This is a genomic window from Pectobacterium carotovorum, assembly GCF_900129615.1.
Classification (GTDB): Bacteria; Pseudomonadota; Gammaproteobacteria; order Enterobacterales; family Enterobacteriaceae; genus Pectobacterium; species Pectobacterium carotovorum.
The window spans coordinates 1-22,561 of sequence record NZ_FQWI01000004.1 but is presented as its reverse complement, the minus strand read 5'-3'; the positions used below and the strand labels follow the sequence as shown (position 1 = coordinate 22,561).

Here is a 22,561-nt window from a genome sequence, read left to right as displayed (position 1 = left end):
AAAAGCCTGACGTCAGATCGTTATACCCTGTGTGTTTAGCCATCGCCGTTATAAAGCGCTCCTGCATGTTATTAACGGCGATGACTGTAGTACCGATAAAAAATTAAACGATTCTGAACATATCTACCATGACACAGCGTCGAATTCGTACAAAAGTACGTGCTGATGTCACGCCTTCACCCGTCGGCGTTGAAATGGTCATGGACGTACAACCTTCGCCGCCCAACCCTAACCCTGCGATACAGGGGCCATTTTTCACAAAGATGCTGGTGTTGATCGCATTCGCCATCTTGTGCAGATTATTAATATTTGTCGAATGCATTGCCGCGGTATGACGGCGTCCGCCTTCCAGATGGATGGCAAGCTCGATGGCTTCCTCTACATCCCGTACACGAACAATGGGCAGCACAGGCATCATCATTTCGGTTACGGCAAACGGGTGATTTGCATCCGTTTCCGCCAGTAACAAACGAGTGTGTTCGCTGACATTCAAGCCGATGGCTGCCGCAATTTTGGCGGCGTCGCGTCCTACCCAGTCGCGGTGTGGACGACCTCTGCCATGTTCATCAATATCGGTGAGCAGCAATGACTGAAGTTGCTCGATTTGTTGACGAGTGAGTAATACCGCCTGGTGGTATTGCATTTCTGACAATAATTCATCGGCGACACTGTTGACCACGATTGCCACTTTCTCATCGACACAGATAATGTTGTTATCAAAAGAAGCGCCGCGAACAATATCACGCGCGGCGCGCTCGATATTTGCCGTCTCATCGACAATGACCGGCGGATTTCCCGCGCCGGCGGCAATCAGCCGTTTGTCTGTATGTTTACGGGCGGCTTCCACAACGGCTTCGCCTCCGGTAACAACCAGCAGGCTGATACCCGGATGTCGGAACAGCCGCTGTGCGGTTTCAATATTGGGATCGGCCACGGTCACTAATAGGTTCTCTGGTCCGCCTACGGCAACAATCGCTTTATTCAACAGACTGATCGTGTAGAGCGATACTTTCTTTGCCGAAGGATGTGGAGCAAAAACGATGCTATTGCCTGCGGCAATCATACTGATCGCGTTATTGATCACGGTGGCAGCCGGATTGGTTGACGGCGTGACGGATGCCACTACGCCCCACGGCGCATTTTCAATCAGCGTGAGGCCGTTATCTCCGGTCACCACTTTCGCAGACAGACTCTCAGTCCCCGGTGTACTGCGTGCTTGCGAGACATTTTTGGCATATTTATCCGCTACACGTCCCATGCCCGTTTCTTCCACGGCCATTTCTGCCAGAACTTGTGCATAGCGTTCGCCAGCCTGGCGGATGGCTGCAATGACGTTTTGCCGCACGATGACGTTATCCAACCGTTTTTGTGCCAGTGTTGCGGCAGAGACGGCGTCGTCCAAAGAGGCAAAGATCCCGTATTGTGCATCAAAATCAGCAACAGGACGTGCTGGGGCATTTAGCTCAAGTGTTGATTGTTCCATACGCGCGATCCTCTTTTATTAATAAGCTAATCTGGCATGCAACGTGTCATGGCATGACCACAACAGATTCGCGCCCATACCATGAGGAACCCTGATTCTTTCTGTTCAATTAACGGCTGAACGAATCGCGTGAACCTCTCTCGTTAATGGTTTTTTGGCTGCCCGCGGGGCTAGTGGCATGTTGCAATGAATCTGGAAAAGCAAATATCAAAAATCGGCAAACTGTCTGCAACTTTGACGTGCGTCATAAACTCTGTTGAGCAAAGTGCGATGTAGGGGAGGTGACCGGTGCTGATAGGTGAGTAGCCGGATTTGTTTTACTGTTATTCCATTACGGAACTTGTCATTCCAATTCGGCATTTCATAAGTGTTCTGTCCGCACCGTATAGTCGCATTATCTATTTTTTTGCTTAGTTAAGGCGACTGTGAACTATCTCCCTATATTTGCCGATCTTCGTCAGCGTCCGGTACTGGTTGTTGGCGGCGGCGAGGTTGCTACGCGCAAAATCGATCTGCTGCAACGCGCGGGTGCGGAGATAAAAATTGTCGCACAAGCGCTGGCGGAACCGTTGGCGGCGCAGCATCAGGCCGGGCAGGTTGAATGGGTGGCGCATACTTTTACGCCAGAGTTGTTATCCGGCGTGTTTCTGGTGATTGCCGCAACGGATGACGCCGAGCTGAATGCTGCGGTGTTTGAGGCGGCGAACCTGCGTCATTTGCTGGTGAACGTGGTGGACGATCAGCCTAAGTGCTCGTTTATTTTCCCCTCGATTGTCGATCGCTCTCCGCTGGTGGTAGCCATTTCCTCGGGTGGACAGGCACCAGTGCTGGCGCGTCTGCTGCGTGAAAAGCTGGAATCATTACTGCCTGCCAGTTTGGGGACGATGGCGGACATCGCCGGAAGCTGGCGCGACAGAATTAAAACCCGACTGCATTCGATGCCAGCACGTCGTCGCTTTTGGGAGCGGCTATTTGTCGGACGCTTTGCATCGCTGGTGTCTGCTGGTCAACTGGCGCAGGCCGAAGACGAATTGCAACAGCAGCTGGTGCATCAGCAAGAGGAACAGCAGCAGCCTGCGGCCGCACGCGGTGAAGTCGCACTGGTTGGCGCAGGCCCCGGCGATGCCGGACTGCTGACACTGCGTGGATTGCAGGTGATGCAGCAGGCGGACGTGGTGCTGTACGACCATTTGGTCAGCGCCGACGTGCTGGATCTGGTGCGCCGCGACGCCGAACGCATCTGCGTTGGAAAACGCGCCAGCGCGCATTCGTTGCCGCAGGATGAGATTAATCAGCTACTGGTGAAGCTGGCGCAGGAAGGAAAGCGGGTCGTGCGCCTGAAAGGCGGCGATCCCTTCATTTTTGGCCGCGGCGGCGAAGAGCTGCAAGCGGTCGCGCAGGCCGGCATCACGTTTCAGGTCGTGCCCGGCGTGACGGCGGCGGCAGGCGTCACGGCGTATGCGGGGATCCCGTTAACGCACCGTGACTACGCGCAGAGTGTACTTTTTATTACCGGACACTGTCGCCCGGATGGCGACGAGTTGGATTGGTCGACGCTGGCACGTGGACGTCAGACGCTGGCGATTTACATGGGCACGATGAAGGCTGCGGAGATTTCGCAGCAGCTCATCGCACATGGTCGTTCATCGCAGACGCCCGTTGCCGTGATCAGTCGCGGCACCCGACACGATCAGCAGGTGCAAATCGGCACGCTGCAAGAGTTAGAACATTTGGCACGGCAAGCGCCGACACCGGCGCTGCTGGTGATTGGCGAGGTGGTGGATCTCCATCATCAGATTGCCTGGTTTGGTCAGACAACGCCGACGGTGCCGCAAGACAGCCGCCCAGCGGTAGTAAACTTGGCTTAAGGAAAGGGTATGGACGAGAAACGACTCACGCATTTACGGCAGCTTGAAGCCGAAAGCATTCACATCATCCGCGAAGTGGCGGCCGAGTTCAGTAATCCGGTGATGATGTACTCCATCGGCAAAGACTCTTCGGTGATGCTGCATCTGGCGCGCAAGGCGTTCTATCCGGGATCGCTGCCTTTCCCGCTGCTGCACGTTGATACCGGCTGGAAATTTCGTGAAATGTACGAATTCCGCGACCAGACGGCAAAGGCCTACGGCTGTGAACTGCTGGTGCACCGCAACCCGCAGGGTGAAGCGCTGGGGATTAACCCCTTTGTACACGGCAGCGCCAAGCACACCGACATCATGAAAACGGAAGGTCTGAAGCAGGCGCTGGATAAATACGGCTTTGATGCCGCATTTGGCGGGGCGCGCCGCGACGAAGAGAAGTCGCGTGCCAAAGAGCGTATTTATTCCTTCCGCGACCGCTTCCACCGCTGGGATCCGAAGAACCAACGCCCGGAGCTGTGGCATAACTACAACGGGCAGATTAACAAAGGCGAGAGCATCCGCGTTTTCCCGCTTTCCAACTGGACCGAGCTGGATATCTGGCAATACATCTATCTGGAAAACATCGATATTGTTCCGCTGTATCTGGCCGCGCCGCGTCCGGTGGTGGAGCGCGATGGCATGCTGCTGATGGTGGATGACGATCGCATCGATCTGCAACCGGGCGAAGTGATCGAGCCACGCATGGTGCGATTCCGTACGCTGGGCTGCTGGCCGCTGACAGGGGCGGTAGCATCGGAGGCGCAGACGCTGCCGGAAATCATCGAAGAGATGCTGGTTTCCACGACCAGTGAGCGTCAGGGAAGGGTAATTGACCGCGATCAGGCCGGTTCAATGGAGCTGAAAAAGCGTCAAGGGTATTTCTGAGGAATCGTCGAATGAGCCAAATTTCGTTAAAAGACACAGCGGCAGAAAATGCGGCTGAGAAAGATGCAGTCGTCATCAACAATGCGATTGCACAGCAGATCGCCGAGCAGGGCGGTGTGGAAGCTTATTTACACGCGCAGCAGGATAAAACGCTGCTGCGTTTCCTGACCTGTGGTAGCGTCGACGACGGAAAAAGTACGCTGATTGGCCGGTTACTGCACGATACGCGCCAAATTTATGAAGATCAGCTCAGTACGCTGCACAATGACAGCAAGCGTATTGGAACACAGGGTGAAAAGCTGGATCTGGCGCTGTTGGTCGATGGGCTTCAGGCCGAGCGCGAACAGGGCATCACGATTGACGTGGCTTACCGCTATTTTTCTACGGAAAAGCGCAAATTCATCATCGCCGATACGCCGGGACACGAGCAGTACACCCGCAACATGGCGACTGGCGCATCAACCTGCGAGCTGGCGATTCTGCTGATTGACGGTCGCAAAGGCGTATTGGATCAAACCCGTCGTCACAGCTTTATTGCGACCCTGCTGGGGATTCGCGATCTGGTGGTGGCGGTGAACAAAATGGACTTAGTGGATTATCAGCAAACGGTGTTTGAGCAGTTTAAGCAGGATTATCTGGATTTTGCTCAGCAGCTGCCTGCCGACCTGAATATTACCTTTGTGCCGATTTCCGCGCTGGATGGCGACAATGTCGCGACGCCGAGTACGACGATGGGCTGGTATACCGGGCCGACGCTGCTGGACGTGCTGGAAACGGTCAATGTGGCACAGCGCACGCTGGAACAGCCGATGCGCTTCCCGGTGCAATATGTGAACCGCCCGAATCTGGATTTCCGTGGCTACGCTGGAACGCTGGCATCCGGCATCATCCGCGTTGGCCAACGGGTTAAGGTGCTGCCGTCCGGCGTAGAATCCACCGTCAGCCGTATTGTGACCTTTGACGGTGATTTACCGCAGGCGCAGGCGGGTGAAGCGATTACGCTGGTGCTGGCGGATGAGGTGGATATCAGCCGCGGTGACCTGCTGGTCGACAGCAGCGAGTCGCTGAAAGCGGTGCAGCATGCGCTGGTGGATGTCGTCTGGATGGCGGAGCAGCCGCTGGTGCCGGGACAGAGCTACGACATCAAGATTGGCGGCAAGAAAACGCGTGCTCGGGTCGAAAATATTCAGTATCAAGTTGAGATCAATACGCTGACGCAGCGCGTAGCGGAGAACCTGCCGCTGAATGGTATCGGTTCGGTTGAGCTGATTTTTGATGAGCCGCTGGTGCTGGACAACTATCAGCACAACGCGGTGACGGGCGGGATGATCTTCATCGATCGTCTGAGCAACGTCACGGTAGGCGCGGGTCTGGTGCGGGAACCTATCGAGCAGGTATATCAGGAGCCGGGCGCGTACAGCGCGTTTGAGCTGGAACTGAATGCGCTGGTACGTCGCCACTTCCCACATTGGGGTGCGCGCGATCTGCTGGGAGGCAAATAACGTGTCTTTACGCGATGAACCGACTGACGATAACGTCGTCTGGCATGCGCACGATGTCACCCGAGAGTCGCGCGAAACGCTGCATGGTCATCAGGGCGTTGTTATCTGGTTTACCGGGTTGTCTGGATCCGGTAAATCCACGCTGGCGGGGGCGCTGGAACAGGTGCTACATCAGCGTGGTGTCAGCACCTACCTGCTGGATGGCGACAATGTGCGGCACGGGTTGTGCCGCGATTTAGGCTTCACCGACGACGATCGGCGCGAAAACATCCGCCGCGTGGGTGAAGTCGCCAAGCTGATGGTGGATGCGGGTCTGGTGGTCCTGACCGCGTTTATCTCGCCGCACCGCGCCGAGCGTAAAATGGTGCAGGATTTACTGGGCGAAGGGCAGTTCATCGAAGTCTTCGTGGATACGCCGTTAGCGACCTGTGAAGCGCGCGATCCTAAGGGTTTGTATAAAAAAGCCCGTGCGGGAGAACTGCGTAATTTCACCGGGATCGACTCGGCATATGAAGCACCGGAAGCGCCGGATAGTCATCTGGATGGCGAACAATTAGTAACACATTTGACAGACCAATTGTTAGATCTGCTGGGCAAGCGAGCTATTATCAAGCTCTGATATCCCGCTTTTTTCACCGCATCAGTGGGTGATAAGGGGACGAATGGGAAAGATTATGCAAAATGCCACGCAGTTAACGATTAGCAAGACTCGGCCAGCGCAACAAGAAGAGGATGACGGCGTTTCCTACCTGTTTATGGGGGCGGTCACGGGGTTCTCTTTTTATTGGTTGGCCTTCACTATCCCTTTTTTGGTATACGGCTCCAATACCACGTTTTTCTTCATGCTCTACACCTGGCCGTTTTTTCTGGCGCTGATGCCGTTTTCAGTGTTGGTTGGCGTCGGGTTTAGCTTTTTGCTGAGAGGCTATCTTTTTTATACGCTTTTTGCGACAGGGCTGACGGTGGTCTGCCTGTTCTGGTTGGTATTTTCTTTTCTGACGGGGTGGTAAAAGAAAAAGGCTGCCAGCGCGGAAGACGCTGACAGCCTGCGGTTTACCGTTTTACCGTTTTAACGTATTTACAGTATTTTGCTCAGGAAAGCCTGCGTGCGCGGGTTACTCGGATGTGTAAAGATCGCCTCTGGCGTCCCCTCTTCCTGAATAACTCCCTGATCGATAAAGATCACTCTATCGGCGACTTCTCTCGCAAATGCCATTTCATGGGTCACGATGACCATCGTCATGCCTTCGTTCGCCAGCGTTTTCATGACTGCTAACACTTCACCAACCAGTTCCGGGTCCAGCGCGGATGTCGGTTCATCAAACAGCATGATCGCGGGTTCCATCGCTAACGCGCGAGCAATCGCGACACGCTGCTGTTGTCCACCGGACAGGCTGTTCGGCCAGGCATCGATTTTATCCAGCAGGCCGACCTTGCTGAGCAACGCTTTAGCCCGCTCAACGGCCTGCGCGCGGGATAATTTTTTCACATCCATCGGTGCCATAATCACGTTTTCCAACACCGTCATGTGCGGAAACAGATTAAAGCGCTGGAATACCATTCCCACGCTTTCACGCACGCGATTGATATTGGTTTTCTGATCGTGAATGGCAAAACCGTTGACCGTAATCTCGCCTGCTGACAGTGTCTCCAGTGCGTTGATGCAGCGCAGAAAGGTACTTTTTCCTGAACCGGATGGGCCAATCAGGCAGAGCACTTCCTGAGGTGCGATGTCGCAGGAAATACCGCGCAGGACATGCGTATCGCCAAACTGTTTTTGCAGGTTTTTAACGTGAATCACTTTTGCCAAACCTCGTTTCCATGTGCCGCACCAGCAGCGAGAGCAGGAAAGTAATAACCCAGTAGACGATAGAGATTGTCAGGTAGGGTTCCCAGTACGTGGCGTAAGCCCCTGACACCGTGCGAGCGGCATAGGCGAGATCCGCCAATCCGATTGCCGAAGCCAGCGATGAATCTTTCACAATCGCGATGGCGTTGTTACCCAACGGCGGCAACATGCGGCGAAAAGCCTGCGGCAGAATGACTTTTCGCATGGTACGGCCATAGCTCATCCCGAGAGAGCGTGATGCTTCCATCTGGCCGCGATCGATCGACTGAATGCCTGCACGGAATATCTCGGAGACATAGGCACCCGCATTCAGCGTAATCGCCACGACGCAAGAGAGGAACGCGCCATAATCTGAGCGCAGCGTACGGGCAAAATCGACCGACATAATATTGCTGGTCACCAGCAATCCATCACGTGGATTGATGAACAGCGGCACCAGCGCGAAGTGCACCACCATGATTTGTACAAACAGCGGCGTGCCGCGGAAGGCGCTGATGTAGATGCGTACTGGCCATTGAACGCCGTAGTGCAGGATATATTTCCACGGCCCGTGCGGCGCTTGTGCTAAGCGGCCTAATCCGAGCGTTAATCCCCAGCAGGTGCCAAGAATGACACAGATAATGGTGCATTTGATGGTCATCCAGGTGCCTTCCATAAATAGCGGGGCATATTCCTGAATGATCTCCCAACGAAATCCCGTCAAGATCGTTTCCTTTTTTGAATAGGCTAACGTAATGATTATTCTAAATTAAACCGGACAGGCTGGCTGTCCGGTTTATGCGACGTCTCGCGTGAGGCGATGGAGACCTGGAGAGGTACGCAGTGTCTTGCAGGCGTTATTCTGCGGGTAAGGTCGGAACGTTGTTATCAAACCAGGTTTGATAGATCTTGGCGTAGGTACCATCAGCAACGATTTTTTTCAGCCCTGAGTTAATCTTTGCACGCAGCTGATCGTTGCCTTTCGCGACGGCGATCCCGAAATATTGGCGTTCGAATTTGGCGTCGGAAACCAGATTGAACTGTTTTTCAGGGTGAGTCTTAATGTAAAACTTCACCACGCCCACGTCGCCAACCGCTGCGCCCACACCATCTTCATACAGCTCTTGTAACATTAACGGGGTGTTATCAAAGCGCTTAATCGATGTACTGTTTTTGCCTAATACGTCGGAGACCACGATATCGGCGGTGCTGGAGTTCACGACACCGACTTTGTGATCTTTCAGCGCAGCAATCGAGTCGATCGTCGAGCCTTTAGGCACCACAATGGACTGCTCAGCAGGGAAATACGGTGCGGAGAAATCGACCATTTGCTTACGTTTGTCGGTAATCGTGATACCGGAAATGATAATGTCGCGGTCGCCGGAGTTAAGGGTCGCGAAGATCCCTTCCCACGGCGTATTGATCAGCTTGATATTAAAATTCTCCGCTTTAGCGATCGCTTTAATAATATCAATATCAAAGCCTTCCAGCTCTTTCTGCGCATTTTCAAACTCAAAGGGACGATAGGTTCCGCCAGAGCCGACAACGTAAGTGGGTTCAGCGGCGAAGGCGCTAGTAGAGAGTGCGGTTGCGAAGAGCGCACCAACGAATAACAGTTTTTTGAACATGGTTTTCTCCTGGTTTAAATGTAACATTTTCTTTTTTTATGCACTTTGTATGCATAAAAATACACAGATAGCATTAATGGTTCAACTGACGTTTTTCCTATGGGCGGTTTTATTCACATGGCTCCTGTGCACTTGCGTCTTCTGATGAATAGAAAGTACGAGAGGATAAATGGATAAAATGAGTGTGGCGTGGACGCGCGTTTGGCATGCTCTTCTGCCCGAAATATCCCCATTTGGGCATGCGGCAGGGTGAATATTGCCTCCCACTGCCGGACACAGTGGAGTCGAAACAAAAGTTATGGGATGATTAGGCGGTTTTTCAGGGGGCGGGATGGGAAAGCTTACGCTGTTATTATTGATATTGCTTGGCTGGCTTCAGTACTCACTGTGGCTGGGCAAGAATGGCATTCATGATTATGTTCGGGTGAAGGATGATGTTGTTGTCCAGCAGGGGAACAATGCCAAATTAAAAGACCGTAACGAACAGCTGTTTGCTGAAATTGATGATCTCAATGGCGGACAGGAAGCGATTGAAGAGCGCGCACGCAATGAACTGGGTATGATCAAACCCGGTGAAAGCTTCTATCGTCTGGTGCCAGAATCGAACCATCGTAACGCGAATACGACGTCATCTAATAACGCTTCATCCAACAACACACAACGTTGACGCATGCAGACACCACGCCTTTCCCCGCCTGACATTGTTGCCGTTTTGCCCGCCGCGGGTAACGGCAGCCGGATGCAAAACGATCGTCCTAAGCAGTATCTGACGATTGGCAATGATGCGACCGGACATAAAACCATTCTCGAACATACCATCGACGCGCTTTTACGCCATTCACGCGTGCAGCGTGTCGTCGTCGTTATCAGCCCTGATGACGCATTCTTTCATACCCTGGCGATTGCCAACGATCCCCGTATTTGTGCCGTGACGGGCGGGCAGCAGCGTGCGGATTCCGTACTGGCTGGGCTGGCCGCCGTTGCCGATAGCGCGTGGGCGTTGGTGCATGACGCGGCGCGTCCGTGTCTGCATCAGGACGATCTGACGCGCCTGCTGGCGATTGTCGAGCAGAGTGACGTTGGTGGAATTCTGGCCGCGCCGGTTCGTGATACCATGAAGCGCGGCACGGACGGGTTTATCGATCGCACGGTAGAACGTAACGATTTATGGCATGCGCTGACGCCGCAACTTTTTCCTGCTGCATTGCTGAAACAGTGTCTGCAACGGGCGCTTCAGGATGGCGTTGCCGTCACAGATGAAGCCTCCGCGCTAGAATATTGTGGCTATCGCCCGCAAATTATCAGCGGACGTTCGGATAATATCAAAGTCACGCGTCCAGAGGATTTGGCATTAGCCGAATTCTATTTAACCAGTTTGCAGTAACCTCATTTTATTCGTTAAATTTATTTGTTAAATACATATAAGGAGAACGCGCGATGCGTATCGGTCACGGTTTTGATGTCCATAAGTTCGGTGGAGAAGGTCCGCTGGTGATCGGTGGCGTGCGAATTCCTTATACTCAAGGCCTGCTGGCGCATTCCGATGGGGATGTGGTGCTGCATGCCGTGACCGATGCCCTGTTGGGTGCCGCTGCGCTGGGCGATATTGGCAAGCTGTTTCCTGATACCGATCCGGCCTTTAAAGGGGCGGACAGCCGTGGCCTGCTGCGTGAAGCCTGGCGTCGTATCAACGATAAAGGTTATCAGTTGGGAAACTTGGACGTCACGATTATTGCGCAGGCGCCAAAAATGGCACCGCACATCCCGCAAATGCGTGTGAATCTGGCGGAAGATTTGCAGTGCCACATGGACGACGTCAATGTGAAAGCGACCACGACAGAACAGCTGGGCTTTACTGGTCGCGGCGAAGGTATTGCCTGCGAAGCCGTTGCCCTGCTGGTGAAAAAAGAAACGGGCGAAATTGTCGCGTGGTAAGCCGTTGGTTTATCGACAATACTTTATTAAGAATAGACAGTTAACAGTATAAAAAACAATGTCATGACCGTGCTTCGCCCGATTATGCACTTTGTAGGATAACGATGGAAAATAGCGAACAACTCGTCTGGCTGCACGGTGAACCACAGGCTACTGGCTCATTGAAATCCACTGCTGAAGATTTTCTGGTGGTGGAAGATCTGGGGTTTCAGCCAGATGGTGACGGTGAACAGGTATTGGTGCGCATACGCAAGCGCGGCTGCAATACGCAATTTGTGGCCGAAATGCTGGCGAAGTTTGTTCGTCTACCGCTGCGTGCCGTCAGCTATGCGGGCCTGAAAGATCGTCATGCTGTCACCGAACAGTGGTTTTGCCTGCATATGCCGGGAAAAGAGACGCCCGATTTCTCCTCGCTGGAACTGGAAGGCTGTGATGTGCTTGAGGTGATTCGCCATCGTCGCAAGCTGCGGATCGGGACGCTGCGGGGTAACCATTTTACGCTGGTGCTGCGTCAGGTCAGCGACCGAAACGAGGTTGACGCTCGTTTGGCGCTGATTGCCGCGAAAGGCGCGCCTAATTATTTCGGCAGCCAGCGTTTCGGGCGCAACGGAAATAATCTTGAGCAGGCTCGTCTTTGGGCAAATAACGAGATTCGGGTAAAAGAACGCAGTAAGCGGAGTTTTTATCTTTCTGCCAGCCGCAGTGCGATGTTTAATCAGGTTGCCAGCGCGCGGCTCGCGGGGCAGCAGGCGAAAACCGTCTTGTGCGGTGATGCATTGCAGCTAACAGGGCGCGGCAGTTGGTTTGTTGCTAAGTCTGACGAATTGGATGCTTTACAGACGCGCCTTGATGCGGGTGAACTCCAGATTACCGCACCGCTGCCCGGAGATGGCGAACTGGGCACGCAGGATGACGCGCAGCTATTTGAAAAGCAGGCTTTGGTCGGACAAGATGCGCTGTGGTCTTTGGTTAAGCGTGAGCGAGTCGAACCTGCCCGGCGTGCGGTGCTGCTGTATCCGCAGCAGATGCGCTGGGAATGGCAGGATGACGCAACCGTGAAAGTGACATTCTGGCTACCTGCGGGCAGTTTTGCGACCAGTGTGGTGCGTGAATTGCTGCATTCACAGCAGGATACCGATCTCGGTGCCTGATGTGCTGCGATACGTTTTTGCAGAACATAGTTGAAAAGAATAATGCTGGTAACCGTACGATAGCGGCGGCTGGCTTACCCCTGTGCGGGAAAATTGCTGTATTGGTGACGAGGTTAACCGGAGCTGAGGTCGGCGGGGAATGGTAAACAAGCGTATAGAAACGTTGTTGGCGCAGCTGCGCCAACAGGGCATTCAGGACGAGCGTCTGCTGAAGGCGATAGAAGCCGTACCCAGAGAACGTTTTGTTGATGAGGCTTTCGAGCATAAAGCGTATGAAAATACCGCTCTGCCTATTGGTTCCGGCCAGACGATTTCGCAGCCCTATATCGTTGCGAAGATGACGGAATTGCTCAGCCTGACGCCCGAATCCCGCGTGCTGGAGATTGGCACCGGGTCGGGTTATCAAACGGCAATTCTAGCGCATTTGGTGCGGCATGTTTGCTCGGTTGAGCGCATCAAAGGTCTGCAATGGCAGGCTAAACGTCGCTTAAAGCAGCTTGATCTGCATAATGTTTCTACCCGTCATGGCGATGGGTGGCAGGGCTGGGCGTCGCGCGGGCCGTTTGATGCCATTATCGTGACTGCTGCACCGCCGGAAATTCCCCGAGCGCTGATGGAGCAGCTTGATGAAGGTGGCGTGATGGTGTTACCCGTCGGTGAACAGTCACAATACTTACAAGTTGTGCAACGCCATGCTGGCGAATTTATTATTCAAACGGTTGAAGCTGTTCGGTTTGTTCCGCTGGTCAAAGGGGAATTAGCCTGATACCGTGGCGTTGGTATGCATTTGTTGTTAAGTCTTTAAAATTTCAACATAACTGTTTTATAGTGCGAACTTGTTGATATTGTTAGCATCTAATCATCGCGGTGCCTTTCCCGTTTTGCTTATGCGCCAGCGATGGTGAAGTAGCGATCTTTCTCGTTCCAACTAACGAATAAATCACCGGGTACCGGTTACGCTACAATCATTTACGCTATGGGTAGTTGAGCTACGGCCAGTTAAGCGAGAGCAGATGCGAGGCAGACATGTCCGAATTGAGTTCTGAGTATTACTGTTTTTTGAATGTTATCGACACTTTTTTGAACGCTATAGTTATAGGGGAGTAAGGCGCATGGGAAGCCGAATGATGAATTTGCGTCACATTGCTGCTTGTACGGTGATTGTCTTAGGATTGGCGGGATGTACCAACAATAATTCCAAATCCGCACCGATCAGCAGCGTTGACGGAAATACGGGCAACCGAGGGGGAATGTTATCTGCGCCACCATCACGCATTTCAACCGCGGGTGAAAGCGTGGCAACAACGTCCGACGGACGAATTGTTTACAACCGCAGCTACGGCAATATTCCGAAAGGCAGCTATAGCGGCGGCAGTTCTTACACGGTTAAACGGGGCGATACCCTGTTTTATATCGCGTGGATTACCGGTAATGACTACCGGGATCTGGCGCAGCGCAACAATATTCCTGAGCCGTACAGCCTGAATGTGGGGCAATCACTGAGCTTAGGGAGCGGTTCCGGCAACAACGCATCGGGCGGCGGCCTGACGAGCGGTGGTGGAATGCTGGCGACAACCGATGCCACACGCGGTGGTGTACCAACGCCGCCATCAAGTGCGCAAATACAAACTACATCGGTTGATTCTCAGTCAACTAATGCGTATTCTGGTAATCAGGGTAAACAGAATGTAGGTAAGATGTTACCTACGACAGGGGCACCAACAACCGCTCCTGTTTCCGCACCAGCGGCTGTTGCCAGCAGCAATACAGCTGCTGTCGGCAGTTGGCGTTGGCCTACCGATGGGAAAGTCATAGATAGTTTCTCCGATTCCGAAGGGGGAAATAAAGGGATTGATATCGCCGGCTCACGTGGGCAACCGATCACCGCAACCGCCAGTGGGCGTGTGGTGTATGCGGGTAATGCGCTACGTGGTTACGGAAATCTGATAATCATCAAGCATAATGATGACTACCTCAGTGCCTATGCCCATAACGATACGATGCTAGTCCGTGAGCAACAAGATGTCACGGCAGGACAAAAAATCGCTACGATGGGCAGTACGGGCACCAGCTCAGTTCGCTTGCACTTTGAAATTCGTTACAAGGGGAAATCCGTAAACCCGCTGCGTTTTCTGCCGCAGCGATAAATCGGGCAGAGTATTTCGGTATTCTGCCAAGGGATCACGGGTAGGAGCCACTTATGAGCCAAAGTACGCTGAAAGTTAACGAGTTACATGAAGATACCGATTTCGAAGAAAATGGACTTGACGTTTTTGACGATAAGGCGCTGGCAGAGGAAGATACCAATGATAATGACTCGGCGGAAGACGAGCTGTTATCGCAAGGGGTCCCACAGCGTGTCCTTGACGCAACACAGCTCTATTTAGGAGAGATCGGCTATTCGCCGCTTTTAACCGCAGAAGAAGTTTATTTTGCCCGACGCGCGTTGCGTGGTGATGTCCCATCGCGCCGCCGGATGATCGAGAGTAACCTGCGGCTGGTGGTGAAAATTGCCCGCCGTTACAACAATCGTGGTCTGGCGCTGCTGGACCTGATTGAAGAGGGGAACCTCGGCCTGATCCGTGCGGTTGAAAAATTCGATCCAGAAAGAGGATTCCGTTTTTCAACCTACGCAACCTGGTGGATTCGACAAACGATAGAACGGGCGATCATGAATCAAACCCGTACCATCCGTTTGCCGATTCACATTGTCAAAGAACTCAACGTTTATCTGCGCACCGCGCGCGAATTGTCTCACAAACTGGATCACGAGCCGAGTGCGGAAGAAATCGCCGAACAGCTTGATAAGCCAGTTGATGACGTCAACCGCATGCTGCGCCTGAATGAGCGTATTACTTCCGTCGATACCCCGCTGGGTGGTGATTCGGAAAAAGCGCTGCTGGATATTCTGGCAGACGAAAAAGATAACGGACCTGAAGACACCACTCAGGATAACGATATGAAGCAGAATATCGTTAAATGGTTGTTTGAGCTTAATGCCAAACAGCGTGAGGTGTTGGCGCGTCGTTTCGGCCTGCTAGGGTACGAAGCGGCTACGCTGGAAGATGTGGGTCGTGAAATCGGTTTAACGCGTGAACGTGTTCGCCAGATTCAGGTTGAAGGCTTACGCCGCCTGCGTGAAATTTTGCAGGTTCAGGGGTTGAGCATTGAAGAACTGTTTCGTGAATAATTCGTGACGAGTTACTGATGTTTTGAAATAAAAAATGGTGGGGAAACCCACCATTTTTTTATGCCTGTATTCGCCCTTTCACACGAAAGGGCGGTCCGACGGCGATTAGCGTACGATATTCGCCAGCAGGAAATCGATGATTTCGCTGGTTTTAATCATTTGCTTTTCACCGCCCCGGCGGTTCTTATATTCAATCTCTTCGCTATCCAGATTGCGATCGCCAATCACGATGGTATGCGGTACGCCAATCAACTCCATATCGGCGAACATCACGCCCGGACGCTCTTTACGATCATCAAGCAGAACTTCAATGCCTTTGGCGCGCAGTTGCTGGTAGATCTCTTCAGCCACTTCCTTCACGCGGAAAGACTTGTGCATGTTCATTGGCAGAATAGCAACGTGGAAAGGTGCAATCGCGTCTGGCCAGATGATGCCGCGTTCGTCATGATTTTGCTCAATCGCTGCTGCGACAACGCGCGTCACGCCAATACCGTAGCAACCCATCGTCAGCGTCTGGTTGCGGCCGTCTTCACCTTGAACTGTGGCTTTCAGCGCTTCAGAATACTTACTGCCCAGTTGGAAGATATGGCCTACTTCGATACCGCGTTTAATTTGCAGTGTGCCTTTACCGTCTGGACTGATATCGCCTTCAACCACATTACGGATATCTGCAACCTGCGGCAGCGTAACGTCACGTTCCCAGTTGATGCCAAAATAGTGTTTGCCATCGATGTTCGCGCCTGCGCTGAAGTCGCTCATGGCCGCTACGGTACGATCGACAACGACAGGAATTGACAGCTTGACCGGACCCAGTGAGCCTGGGCCTGCGCCGATAGTTGCACGAATCTCTTCTTCCGTTGCGAACGTCAGCGGGCTGGCTACCTGAGCAATTTTCTCCGCTTTGATTTCGTTCAGTTCGTGATCGCCGCGAACCAGTAATGCAACCAGTTTATGACCGCTTTCTTCTGTTGCTTTAACCAGCAGCGTCTTCACGGTTTTTTCTACTGGCAGTGTAAACTGCTCAACCAGCTCGGCGATGGTCTTGGCGTTTGGCGTATCAACCAGACGCAACTCTTCCGTCGCTTCGGCGCGGCCCAACTTCGGCGCAACCGCTTCTGCCAGTTCAATGTTTGCTGCGTAGTCGGATTCCGTTGAGAAAACGATATCGTCTTCACCGCTGGTCGCCAGTACCTGAAATTCATGGGATGCATTGCCACCAATAGAACCGGTGTCTGCCTGAACAGCTCTGAAATCCAGATCCATACGGCTGAAAATCTTGCTGTAAGCGGCGTACATGGCGTCGTAAGTGACCTGCAACGATTCCTGTGAAGTGTGGAAAGAGTAGGCGTCTTTCATCAGGAATTCACGCGAACGCATTACGCCGAAACGCGGGCGCACTTCATCGCGGAATTTAGTTTGAATCTGGAAGAAATTCAGCGGCAGCTGCTTGTAAGAGCTGACTTCATTACGAATAAGGTCAGTAATGACTTCTTCGTGTGTTGGGCCGAGCACAAATGGGCGCTCGCCACGATCGACAAAGCGCAGCAGTTCTGGGCCATATTGATCCCAACGTCCACTTTCCACCCATAAATCGGCAGGCTGAACAACTGGCATGGAAACTTCAATCGCGCCAGCGTTGTTCATCTCTTCGCGCACGATATTTTCAACTTTTCTCAAAACACGTAAACCGGTCGGCAACCAGGTGTAAAGGCCGGAGGCCAGTTTACGAATCATTCCTGCCCGGAGCATCAACTGATGGCTGATGACTTCTGCATCGGCTGGCGTCTCCTTGAGTGTGGAGAGCATGTATTGGCTAGTACGCATGGGGTTTTAGTTCCGTTAGAACGACAAGTAGCATAGGGCTGCCGCGCAGCCGAAGGCACATAAAAAGTGGCTTAGTTTACCAGCGTGGGCGACGTGTCAAAAGAGAGCAGGGACAATTTTAGAATATATTGCTGTGGTTCGTGTATTAACACGTGTGTGACGGGTCGAGACTCAACACTTCGGTTTGTTCTTCGCAGACACGCCAGCGCACATTGAATTCTAATAGCAAAACGGCGTATTCCCGCGTGGTACTTTCCCCTTTACGGTAGGCGGGGCGCGGATCCTGTGCCAATACCTGCGAGATAAAGCGTTTCAAATGGGGATATTTCTTGTGGTGTTCTGCGATCTGGCTTTCTGCGAGGGCGGAAAAAACTATCGGCATCGCGGCATCGGGGGCCATTTGGGCAAAACCCGCTCGCGCCTGAGGATGGCTTTCTGCAAAGGGTAGATAAGGTTTGATATCGACGACCGGTGTACCATCAACCAGATCAAGGCTGCCTAATTCGAGCGTAATGGCATCGCCTTTTGCACGGATCCCTTTTAGCTCAACCAGCGACATGCCAACAGGGTTGGGGCGGAAGGTAGAACGCGTAGCGAAAACGCCCGTACGGGTGTTTCCTCCCAGACGCGGGGGGCGAACCGTCGGACGCCAGCCGCCGTCCATCGTTTGATGAAAGATGAACAGGATCCAAATATGGCTGAAATCTTCCAGCCCCCGCACACATTCTGCCTGATTGTACGGTGGTAATAGCTGAAGCTCTCCGCCTCCATCTTCAATCAGACCCGGCTGCCGCGGAATGGCAAACTTTTCTTTATACGGTGAGCGGATAATCCCGATCTGATTGAAAACAAATTGACTCATTGTGCAGAGACTTTCAGCGCAGTGCCTTGGCAAACGACCTGACTATAGCAACCCGCTACGCCGCTGACGGTTTGGCATTCATGCAGTAAAACCGCATTGGCTTTCATTGCCGTTGCACGGTTTTGCATTCTTTTACGCGCATTTGCCGCGTTAGGGGGAGAATCCTGAGCGCTGACCTGACATGAGGAGCCTGAAACTTCGCCCATATCACGGAAAGGTTTACCGACTAATTCTTCTGCACTTTTATATAACACCGCTGGCGTCGGGCGAGCCACAGGCTTCGGTTTAGGCGCTGGTTCTACAGTTTTGGTTTCAATAGCAGGTTGAGGTACCGGTGCCGGTGGCTTCTGAAATAAAGAACAGCCTGTCAGCGACATGGCCAACAATATAAAGGGAACAGCACGCATTAAGGATTCCTCTGCTTTTTCTCAAAGAGCGGGTATTGAAGCAAGCAATTGCACAAATAACAAGACGGGCCGTAGCCCGTCTTAACAATATCTTTTAATTAAACGCGTATACTCGTCATACTTCAAGTTGCATGTGCGTTGGCTACGTTCAGTCACCCGAATCACTTACTTGGGTAAGCTCATCGGGATTCCTTCTCTTGCCGCCTTCCTGAAACTTGAATTATTTAGCGTATAATTGCTGGATTACCAGCCTTTCACTGCGCCGCCATTAAAGATTTTATTTGCTGCGTCGTTTACTTCGTCAGACTGATAAGCCTGAACGAATTTCTTCACGTTTTCAGCGTCTTTGTTGTCTTCGCGTGAAACCAGCAGGTTTACATACGGAGAGTCTTTCTCTTCAACAAACAGGCCATCTTTGGTCGGCGTCAGGTTAATCTGGCTAGCGTAAGTGGTGTTGATTACCGCCAGCGCGATTTGTGCGTCATCTAAAGAACGTGGCAGCTGTGGCGCTTCCAGCTCAACCAGTTTGATGTTTTTCGGGTTTTCGGTCACATCCAGTACGGTTGGCAGCAAGCCGACGTTATCTTTCAGTTTAATCAAACCGACTTTCTGCAGCAGCAGCAGGGAACGGCCCAGGTTGGTTGGGTCATTTGGAATAGCGACCTGAGCGCCATCTTGCAGTTCATTCAGCGATTTGATTTTTTTGGAATAACCAGCAATTGGGTAAACAAAGCTATTGCCGACAGAAACCAGTTTATAGCCACGATCTTTGATCTGTTGATCCAGGTAAGGTTTGTGCTGGAAGGCATTCAGATCGATATCACCTTTGCTCAGGGCTTCGTTTGGCAAGACGTAATCGTTAAATGTGACTAACTCAACGTCCAGACCGTATTTGTCTTTTGCCACTTTCTGCGCAACTTCTGCAACCTGTTGTTCTGCGCCAACGATAACGCCAACTTTAATATGATTAGGATTCTTTTCTTCCTGACCACATCCCGCAAGTGCCAGAGCACCAATAAGTGCGCCAATGGTCGCAATAGATTTCAGTTTAATCGCCATATCCTTACCCCTAATTAACTATTTTCTTGGCAGATGCCTTCAGGCAAATGCGTATTGTGGTGAGATTACTTGTGTGTGACAGCTTTTACTGCCCTGTCGCCGCAGAATTGAATCAGGTAAACCAAAACAACCAGTAATATTAATACCGTATTCATGACCGTCGCGTTATAACCAATATAACCATACTGATAACCAATTTGACCTAAGCCGCCTGCGCCCACGGCTCCACCCATAGCAGAATAGCCTACGAGAGTAATTAGCGTGATGGTTGCGGCATTAATTAGCCCCGGTAATGCTTCCGGCAGCAATATCTTTCTGATGATCTGCATCGGCGTCGCACCCATCGCACGGGCGGCTTCGATCAGACCGGTAGGAATTTCAAGCAGCGCATTTTCCACCATGCGGGCAATAAACGGCGCTGCACCTATGGTAAGAGGAACGATCGCCGCTTGCAGGCCAATCGAGGTTCCGACAATGATGCGGGTAAAAGGAATCATCCACACCAGCAAAATAATGAACGGAATCGAACGGAAAATATTTACCAGTGCAGAAACGGTCCGATAGATCTTGGAATTGGCGATGATTTGCCCCGGACGCGTGGTATACAATAAAACGCCCACAGGTAAGCCAAGCACAAAGCCAAAGAAACCAGAAACGAACGTCATCGCGACGGTTTCCCATACTCCCTTAGCCATTAACCACATCATTGCTTCAGACATAACCCAGAACCTCAATTGTAACGTGACTTTCCTGCAGGAATTGGATTGCGGCTTTGATATCCGCATCGTTGCCGTGCATTTCTGCCAGCATGATGCCGAACTTGACGCCACCGGCGTAATCCATCTGGGCGCTGATAATGTTGTTGTTGATGTTAAAGCGTCGGGCAACCTCGGACAGCAGCGGAGCATCCACCGATTTACCCGTAAATTCCATCCGTAATAATGGCGTGGTATCCGGGCGATAATCAGGGGACAGACGGGCGAGGTAATCGTCAGGAATGTCCAGGTGCAACGTTGACTGAATGAATTTCTGCGCCAGCGGCGTTTTCGGGTGTGAGAAGACTTCGCTTACGGTGTCTTGCTCGATGAGTCGCCCATCGCTGATCACCGCTACCTGATCGCAGATGCGTTTCACCACATCCATTTCATGTGTAATAAGAAGAATGGTTAGGCCGAGACGGCGATTGATGTCTTTCAGTAATTCAAGAATCGAGCGCGTTGTTGCAGGATCTAATGCACTGGTTGCTTCGTCACACAGCAGAACTTTAGGATTGCTCGCCAACGCACGGGCAATAGCGACGCGCTGTTTTTGTCCGCCGGACAAATTGGCTGGATAGACATCGTGCTTATCTGCCAGGCCAACCAGCTCCAACAACTCGTTGACTCGTTTGATGATGTCGGCTTTCGGCGTGTTATCCAATTCCAGCGGTAGCGAAATGTTGCCAAAAACGGTGCGAGAAGCGAGCAGGTTGAAATGTTGGAAAATCATGCCGATTTGACGGCGTGCGCGCGTCAACTGGCTATCAGACAGTTGAGTCAATTCTTGCCCATCTACCAGAACTTTCCCTTCTGTCGGTCGCTCCAATAAATTGACGCAGCGGATTAGTGTACTTTTACCTGCGCCTGATGCGCCGATAACGCCATAAATTTGCCCGGTGGGAACATGAAGGCTGACATCAGCAAGCGCGGTAATTGTCCGCCCGTTCTGCTGGAAAACCTTAGTAATATTAGAAAGTTCAATCATATGTTTTTATCGTGAGTGCCTATGGCTGGATAAATCAGTTTCTGAATTAACAGAATATGAAATGGATGTTAGGGCGTCTAGACGTCTAAGTCAATCTGGATTGTCATGGCTCTGCATTCTCCCTCTCGGCGAAAACATGCGATACTACCGCGTAATTTAGGCATTCAGGAGCAAAGTCAGTGGCACAAAGCGTTCCAGCAGTTTTTCTTGATCGTGACGGCACGATCAATGTCGATCACGGTTATGTTCATGACATTGACCATTTTCAATTTATTGACGGCGTCATTGATGCCATGCGTGAGTTGAAAAGCATGGGGTTCGCGCTGGTTGTTGTGACGAATCAGTCCGGCATCGCCCGCGGTAAGTTTACAGAAGATCAGTTTATGCAACTGACGGAGTGGATGGACTGGTCGTTGGCCGATCGTGGTGTTGATCTGGATGGCATCTATTTTTGTCCGCATCACCCTGAAGCTGGGGAAGGTGAGTATCGCCAGAGCTGTGATTGCCGTAAGCCTGAGCCGGGCATGCTGCTTTCTGCACAGCGTGAGTTGAACATTGATATGGCGGCTTCTTATATGGTGGGAGACAAATTAGAGGATATTCAGGCTGCAATGGGTGCTGGTATAGGAAAAAAACTGCTGGTTCGTACTGGTAAACCCGTTACTGAGCAAGGCGAATCACTGGCTGATGGCGTGCTGGAAAGCCTCGCAGACCTGCCAAAATGGATAAAAACGCGCAGTTAACAAGCGGAACGAATGAAAGATGCGCAAACAGAAAAAAGTTTACGAGATTTGCTTGCGCTTCTGAATCGGCTCCCTATAATGCGCCTCCATCGACACGGCGCTGTGAACACACAACCGGGTCGATAAAGAAAGAGAAAACACTTTAAAATAAGCGTTGACTCTGAAGGTGAAAAGCGTAATATACGCCACCTCGCGAAGTGGTTAAGACCACAACGCACTGCTCTTTAACAATATAATCAGACAATCTGTGTGGGCACTCACAAGACCGTATCTTAACGATATAAAAAGTCTTGAAGAGTGAACAACAGTAAATTCATTACGAATAAACAGTTACTAATTCTTTGAGCATCGCTGACGAGTTCAGCAAATCAAACAAATCTTAAATTGAAGAGTTTGATCATGGCTCAGATTGAACGCTGG

23 protein-coding genes are annotated in these 22,561 nt (G+C 51.9%); 13 read left to right on the top strand and 10 right to left on the bottom strand.

Features of this window, described 5'->3' with window-relative positions; translation table 11 throughout:
* Nucleotides 1-103: 103 nt before the first annotated feature.
* Nucleotides 104-1,483, bottom strand: coding sequence for an aldehyde dehydrogenase family protein (locus BUB06_RS09765; RefSeq protein ID WP_039470274.1), 1,380 nt, complete (start codon nucleotides 1,481-1,483; stop codon nucleotides 104-106).
* 425 nt (nucleotides 1,484-1,908) lie between these two features.
* Between BUB06_RS09765 and cysG the strand changes: the two genes are divergently transcribed.
* The 5 genes from cysG to BUB06_RS09740 all read left to right on the top strand — a co-directional run bounded on the left by cysG (nucleotide 1,909) and on the right by BUB06_RS09740 (nucleotide 6,781).
* On the top strand, nucleotides 1,909-3,351 hold the full coding sequence (cysG, locus tag BUB06_RS09760) for a siroheme synthase CysG (protein ID WP_039470275.1): 1,443 nt from the start codon (nucleotides 1,909-1,911) through the stop codon (nucleotides 3,349-3,351).
* Between the two features lie 9 nt (nucleotides 3,352-3,360).
* Complete coding sequence (gene cysD / locus BUB06_RS09755; RefSeq protein ID WP_039470276.1) at nucleotides 3,361-4,269, top strand: sulfate adenylyltransferase subunit CysD; 909 nt, start codon at nucleotides 3,361-3,363, stop codon at nucleotides 4,267-4,269.
* 74 nt (nucleotides 4,270-4,343) lie between these two features.
* Nucleotides 4,344-5,771 (top strand): sulfate adenylyltransferase subunit CysN, encoded by a 1,428-nt coding sequence (cysN, locus tag BUB06_RS09750; protein WP_039470993.1) that lies wholly within the window; start codon nucleotides 4,344-4,346, stop codon nucleotides 5,769-5,771.
* Nucleotides 5,710-6,390, top strand: coding sequence for an adenylyl-sulfate kinase (cysC, locus tag BUB06_RS09745; RefSeq protein WP_175552159.1), 681 nt, complete (start codon nucleotides 5,710-5,712; stop codon nucleotides 6,388-6,390). The genes cysN and cysC overlap by 62 nt, the downstream gene beginning before the upstream one ends.
* Before the next feature lie 55 nt (nucleotides 6,391-6,445).
* Nucleotides 6,446-6,781, top strand: coding sequence for a DUF3561 family protein (locus tag BUB06_RS09740; RefSeq protein WP_029368162.1), 336 nt, complete (start codon nucleotides 6,446-6,448; stop codon nucleotides 6,779-6,781).
* A gap of 68 nt (nucleotides 6,782-6,849) precedes the next feature.
* Here BUB06_RS09740 and BUB06_RS09735 read toward each other — a convergent pair whose 3' ends face one another.
* The 3 genes from BUB06_RS09735 to BUB06_RS09725 form a co-directional block, all read right to left on the bottom strand.
* Nucleotides 6,850-7,572, bottom strand: a complete 723-nt coding sequence (locus BUB06_RS09735; RefSeq protein ID WP_039470994.1) for an amino acid ABC transporter ATP-binding protein — start codon at nucleotides 7,570-7,572, stop codon at nucleotides 6,850-6,852.
* A complete protein-coding gene (locus BUB06_RS09730; protein ID WP_014916460.1) occupies nucleotides 7,559-8,323 on the bottom strand; it encodes an amino acid ABC transporter permease in 765 nt (254 codons plus the stop codon). The genes BUB06_RS09735 and BUB06_RS09730 overlap by 14 nt, the downstream gene beginning before the upstream one ends.
* A gap of 133 nt (nucleotides 8,324-8,456) precedes the next feature.
* Nucleotides 8,457-9,227: a basic amino acid ABC transporter substrate-binding protein gene (locus BUB06_RS09725; RefSeq protein WP_010299852.1), complete on the bottom strand. Its 771-nt coding sequence runs from the start codon at nucleotides 9,225-9,227 to the stop codon at nucleotides 8,457-8,459.
* Nucleotides 9,228-9,558: 331 nt separating this feature from the next.
* Here BUB06_RS09725 and ftsB point away from each other — a divergent pair, with 331 nt between their 5' ends.
* The 7 genes from ftsB to rpoS all read left to right on the top strand — a co-directional run bounded on the left by ftsB (nucleotide 9,559) and on the right by rpoS (nucleotide 15,503).
* Nucleotides 9,559-9,894 (top strand): cell division protein FtsB, encoded by a 336-nt coding sequence (gene ftsB, locus BUB06_RS09720; protein ID WP_010299850.1) that lies wholly within the window; start codon nucleotides 9,559-9,561, stop codon nucleotides 9,892-9,894.
* Nucleotides 9,895-9,897: 3 nt separating this feature from the next.
* Nucleotides 9,898-10,611 carry a 2-C-methyl-D-erythritol 4-phosphate cytidylyltransferase gene (ispD, locus tag BUB06_RS09715; RefSeq protein WP_010299848.1) on the top strand — a complete coding sequence of 238 codons (714 nt, stop codon included), beginning with the start codon at nucleotides 9,898-9,900 and terminating at the stop codon, nucleotides 10,609-10,611.
* Nucleotides 10,612-10,664: 53 nt separating this feature from the next.
* Complete coding sequence (gene ispF, locus BUB06_RS09710; RefSeq protein WP_010299845.1) at nucleotides 10,665-11,162, top strand: 2-C-methyl-D-erythritol 2,4-cyclodiphosphate synthase; 498 nt, start codon at nucleotides 10,665-10,667, stop codon at nucleotides 11,160-11,162.
* Nucleotides 11,163-11,266: 104 nt separating this feature from the next.
* A complete protein-coding gene (gene truD / locus BUB06_RS09705; RefSeq protein WP_039470278.1) occupies nucleotides 11,267-12,313 on the top strand; it encodes a tRNA pseudouridine(13) synthase TruD in 1,047 nt (348 codons plus the stop codon).
* A 139-nt stretch (nucleotides 12,314-12,452) separates the two neighbouring features.
* Nucleotides 12,453-13,079: a protein-L-isoaspartate(D-aspartate) O-methyltransferase gene (locus tag BUB06_RS09700; protein WP_039470279.1), complete on the top strand. Its 627-nt coding sequence runs from the start codon at nucleotides 12,453-12,455 to the stop codon at nucleotides 13,077-13,079.
* 358 nt (nucleotides 13,080-13,437) lie between these two features.
* The gene (gene nlpD / locus BUB06_RS09695) at nucleotides 13,438-14,460 is read left to right on the top strand and encodes a murein hydrolase activator NlpD (protein ID WP_010299822.1); all 1,023 of its coding nucleotides are present in this window, start codon (nucleotides 13,438-13,440) and stop codon (nucleotides 14,458-14,460) included.
* Between the two features lie 53 nt (nucleotides 14,461-14,513).
* Nucleotides 14,514-15,503, top strand: a complete 990-nt coding sequence (gene rpoS / locus BUB06_RS09690; protein WP_039470280.1) for an RNA polymerase sigma factor RpoS — start codon at nucleotides 14,514-14,516, stop codon at nucleotides 15,501-15,503.
* A 105-nt stretch (nucleotides 15,504-15,608) separates the two neighbouring features.
* Here rpoS and proS read toward each other — a convergent pair whose 3' ends face one another.
* The 6 genes from proS to metN all read right to left on the bottom strand — a co-directional run bounded on the left by proS (nucleotide 15,609) and on the right by metN (nucleotide 21,398).
* Nucleotides 15,609-17,327 (bottom strand): proline--tRNA ligase, encoded by a 1,719-nt coding sequence (proS, locus tag BUB06_RS09685; protein ID WP_039470282.1) that lies wholly within the window; start codon nucleotides 17,325-17,327, stop codon nucleotides 15,609-15,611.
* Nucleotides 17,328-17,472: 145 nt separating this feature from the next.
* Nucleotides 17,473-18,189: a tRNA (N6-threonylcarbamoyladenosine(37)-N6)-methyltransferase TrmO gene (gene tsaA, locus BUB06_RS09680; protein WP_039470283.1), complete on the bottom strand. Its 717-nt coding sequence runs from the start codon at nucleotides 18,187-18,189 to the stop codon at nucleotides 17,473-17,475.
* Entirely contained in the window at nucleotides 18,186-18,596 is a 411-nt protein-coding gene (gene rcsF, locus BUB06_RS09675) for an Rcs stress response system protein RcsF (RefSeq protein WP_010299813.1), read from the bottom strand. The genes tsaA and rcsF overlap by 4 nt, the downstream gene beginning before the upstream one ends.
* Nucleotides 18,597-18,839: 243 nt before the next feature.
* The gene (locus BUB06_RS09670; protein ID WP_010299810.1) at nucleotides 18,840-19,655 is read right to left on the bottom strand and encodes a MetQ/NlpA family lipoprotein; all 816 of its coding nucleotides are present in this window, start codon (nucleotides 19,653-19,655) and stop codon (nucleotides 18,840-18,842) included.
* Between the two features lie 65 nt (nucleotides 19,656-19,720).
* Nucleotides 19,721-20,374 (bottom strand): methionine ABC transporter permease MetI, encoded by a 654-nt coding sequence (locus BUB06_RS09665; protein ID WP_039470284.1) that lies wholly within the window; start codon nucleotides 20,372-20,374, stop codon nucleotides 19,721-19,723.
* Nucleotides 20,367-21,398, bottom strand: a complete 1,032-nt coding sequence (metN, locus tag BUB06_RS09660) for a methionine ABC transporter ATP-binding protein MetN (protein WP_039470285.1) — start codon at nucleotides 21,396-21,398, stop codon at nucleotides 20,367-20,369. The genes BUB06_RS09665 and metN overlap by 8 nt, the downstream gene beginning before the upstream one ends.
* A 179-nt stretch (nucleotides 21,399-21,577) precedes the next feature.
* Here metN and gmhB point away from each other — a divergent pair, with 179 nt between their 5' ends.
* Entirely contained in the window at nucleotides 21,578-22,141 is a 564-nt protein-coding gene (gmhB, locus tag BUB06_RS09655) for a D-glycero-beta-D-manno-heptose 1,7-bisphosphate 7-phosphatase (RefSeq protein WP_039470286.1), read from the top strand.
* The last annotated feature ends 420 nt before the right edge of the window (nucleotides 22,142-22,561 follow it).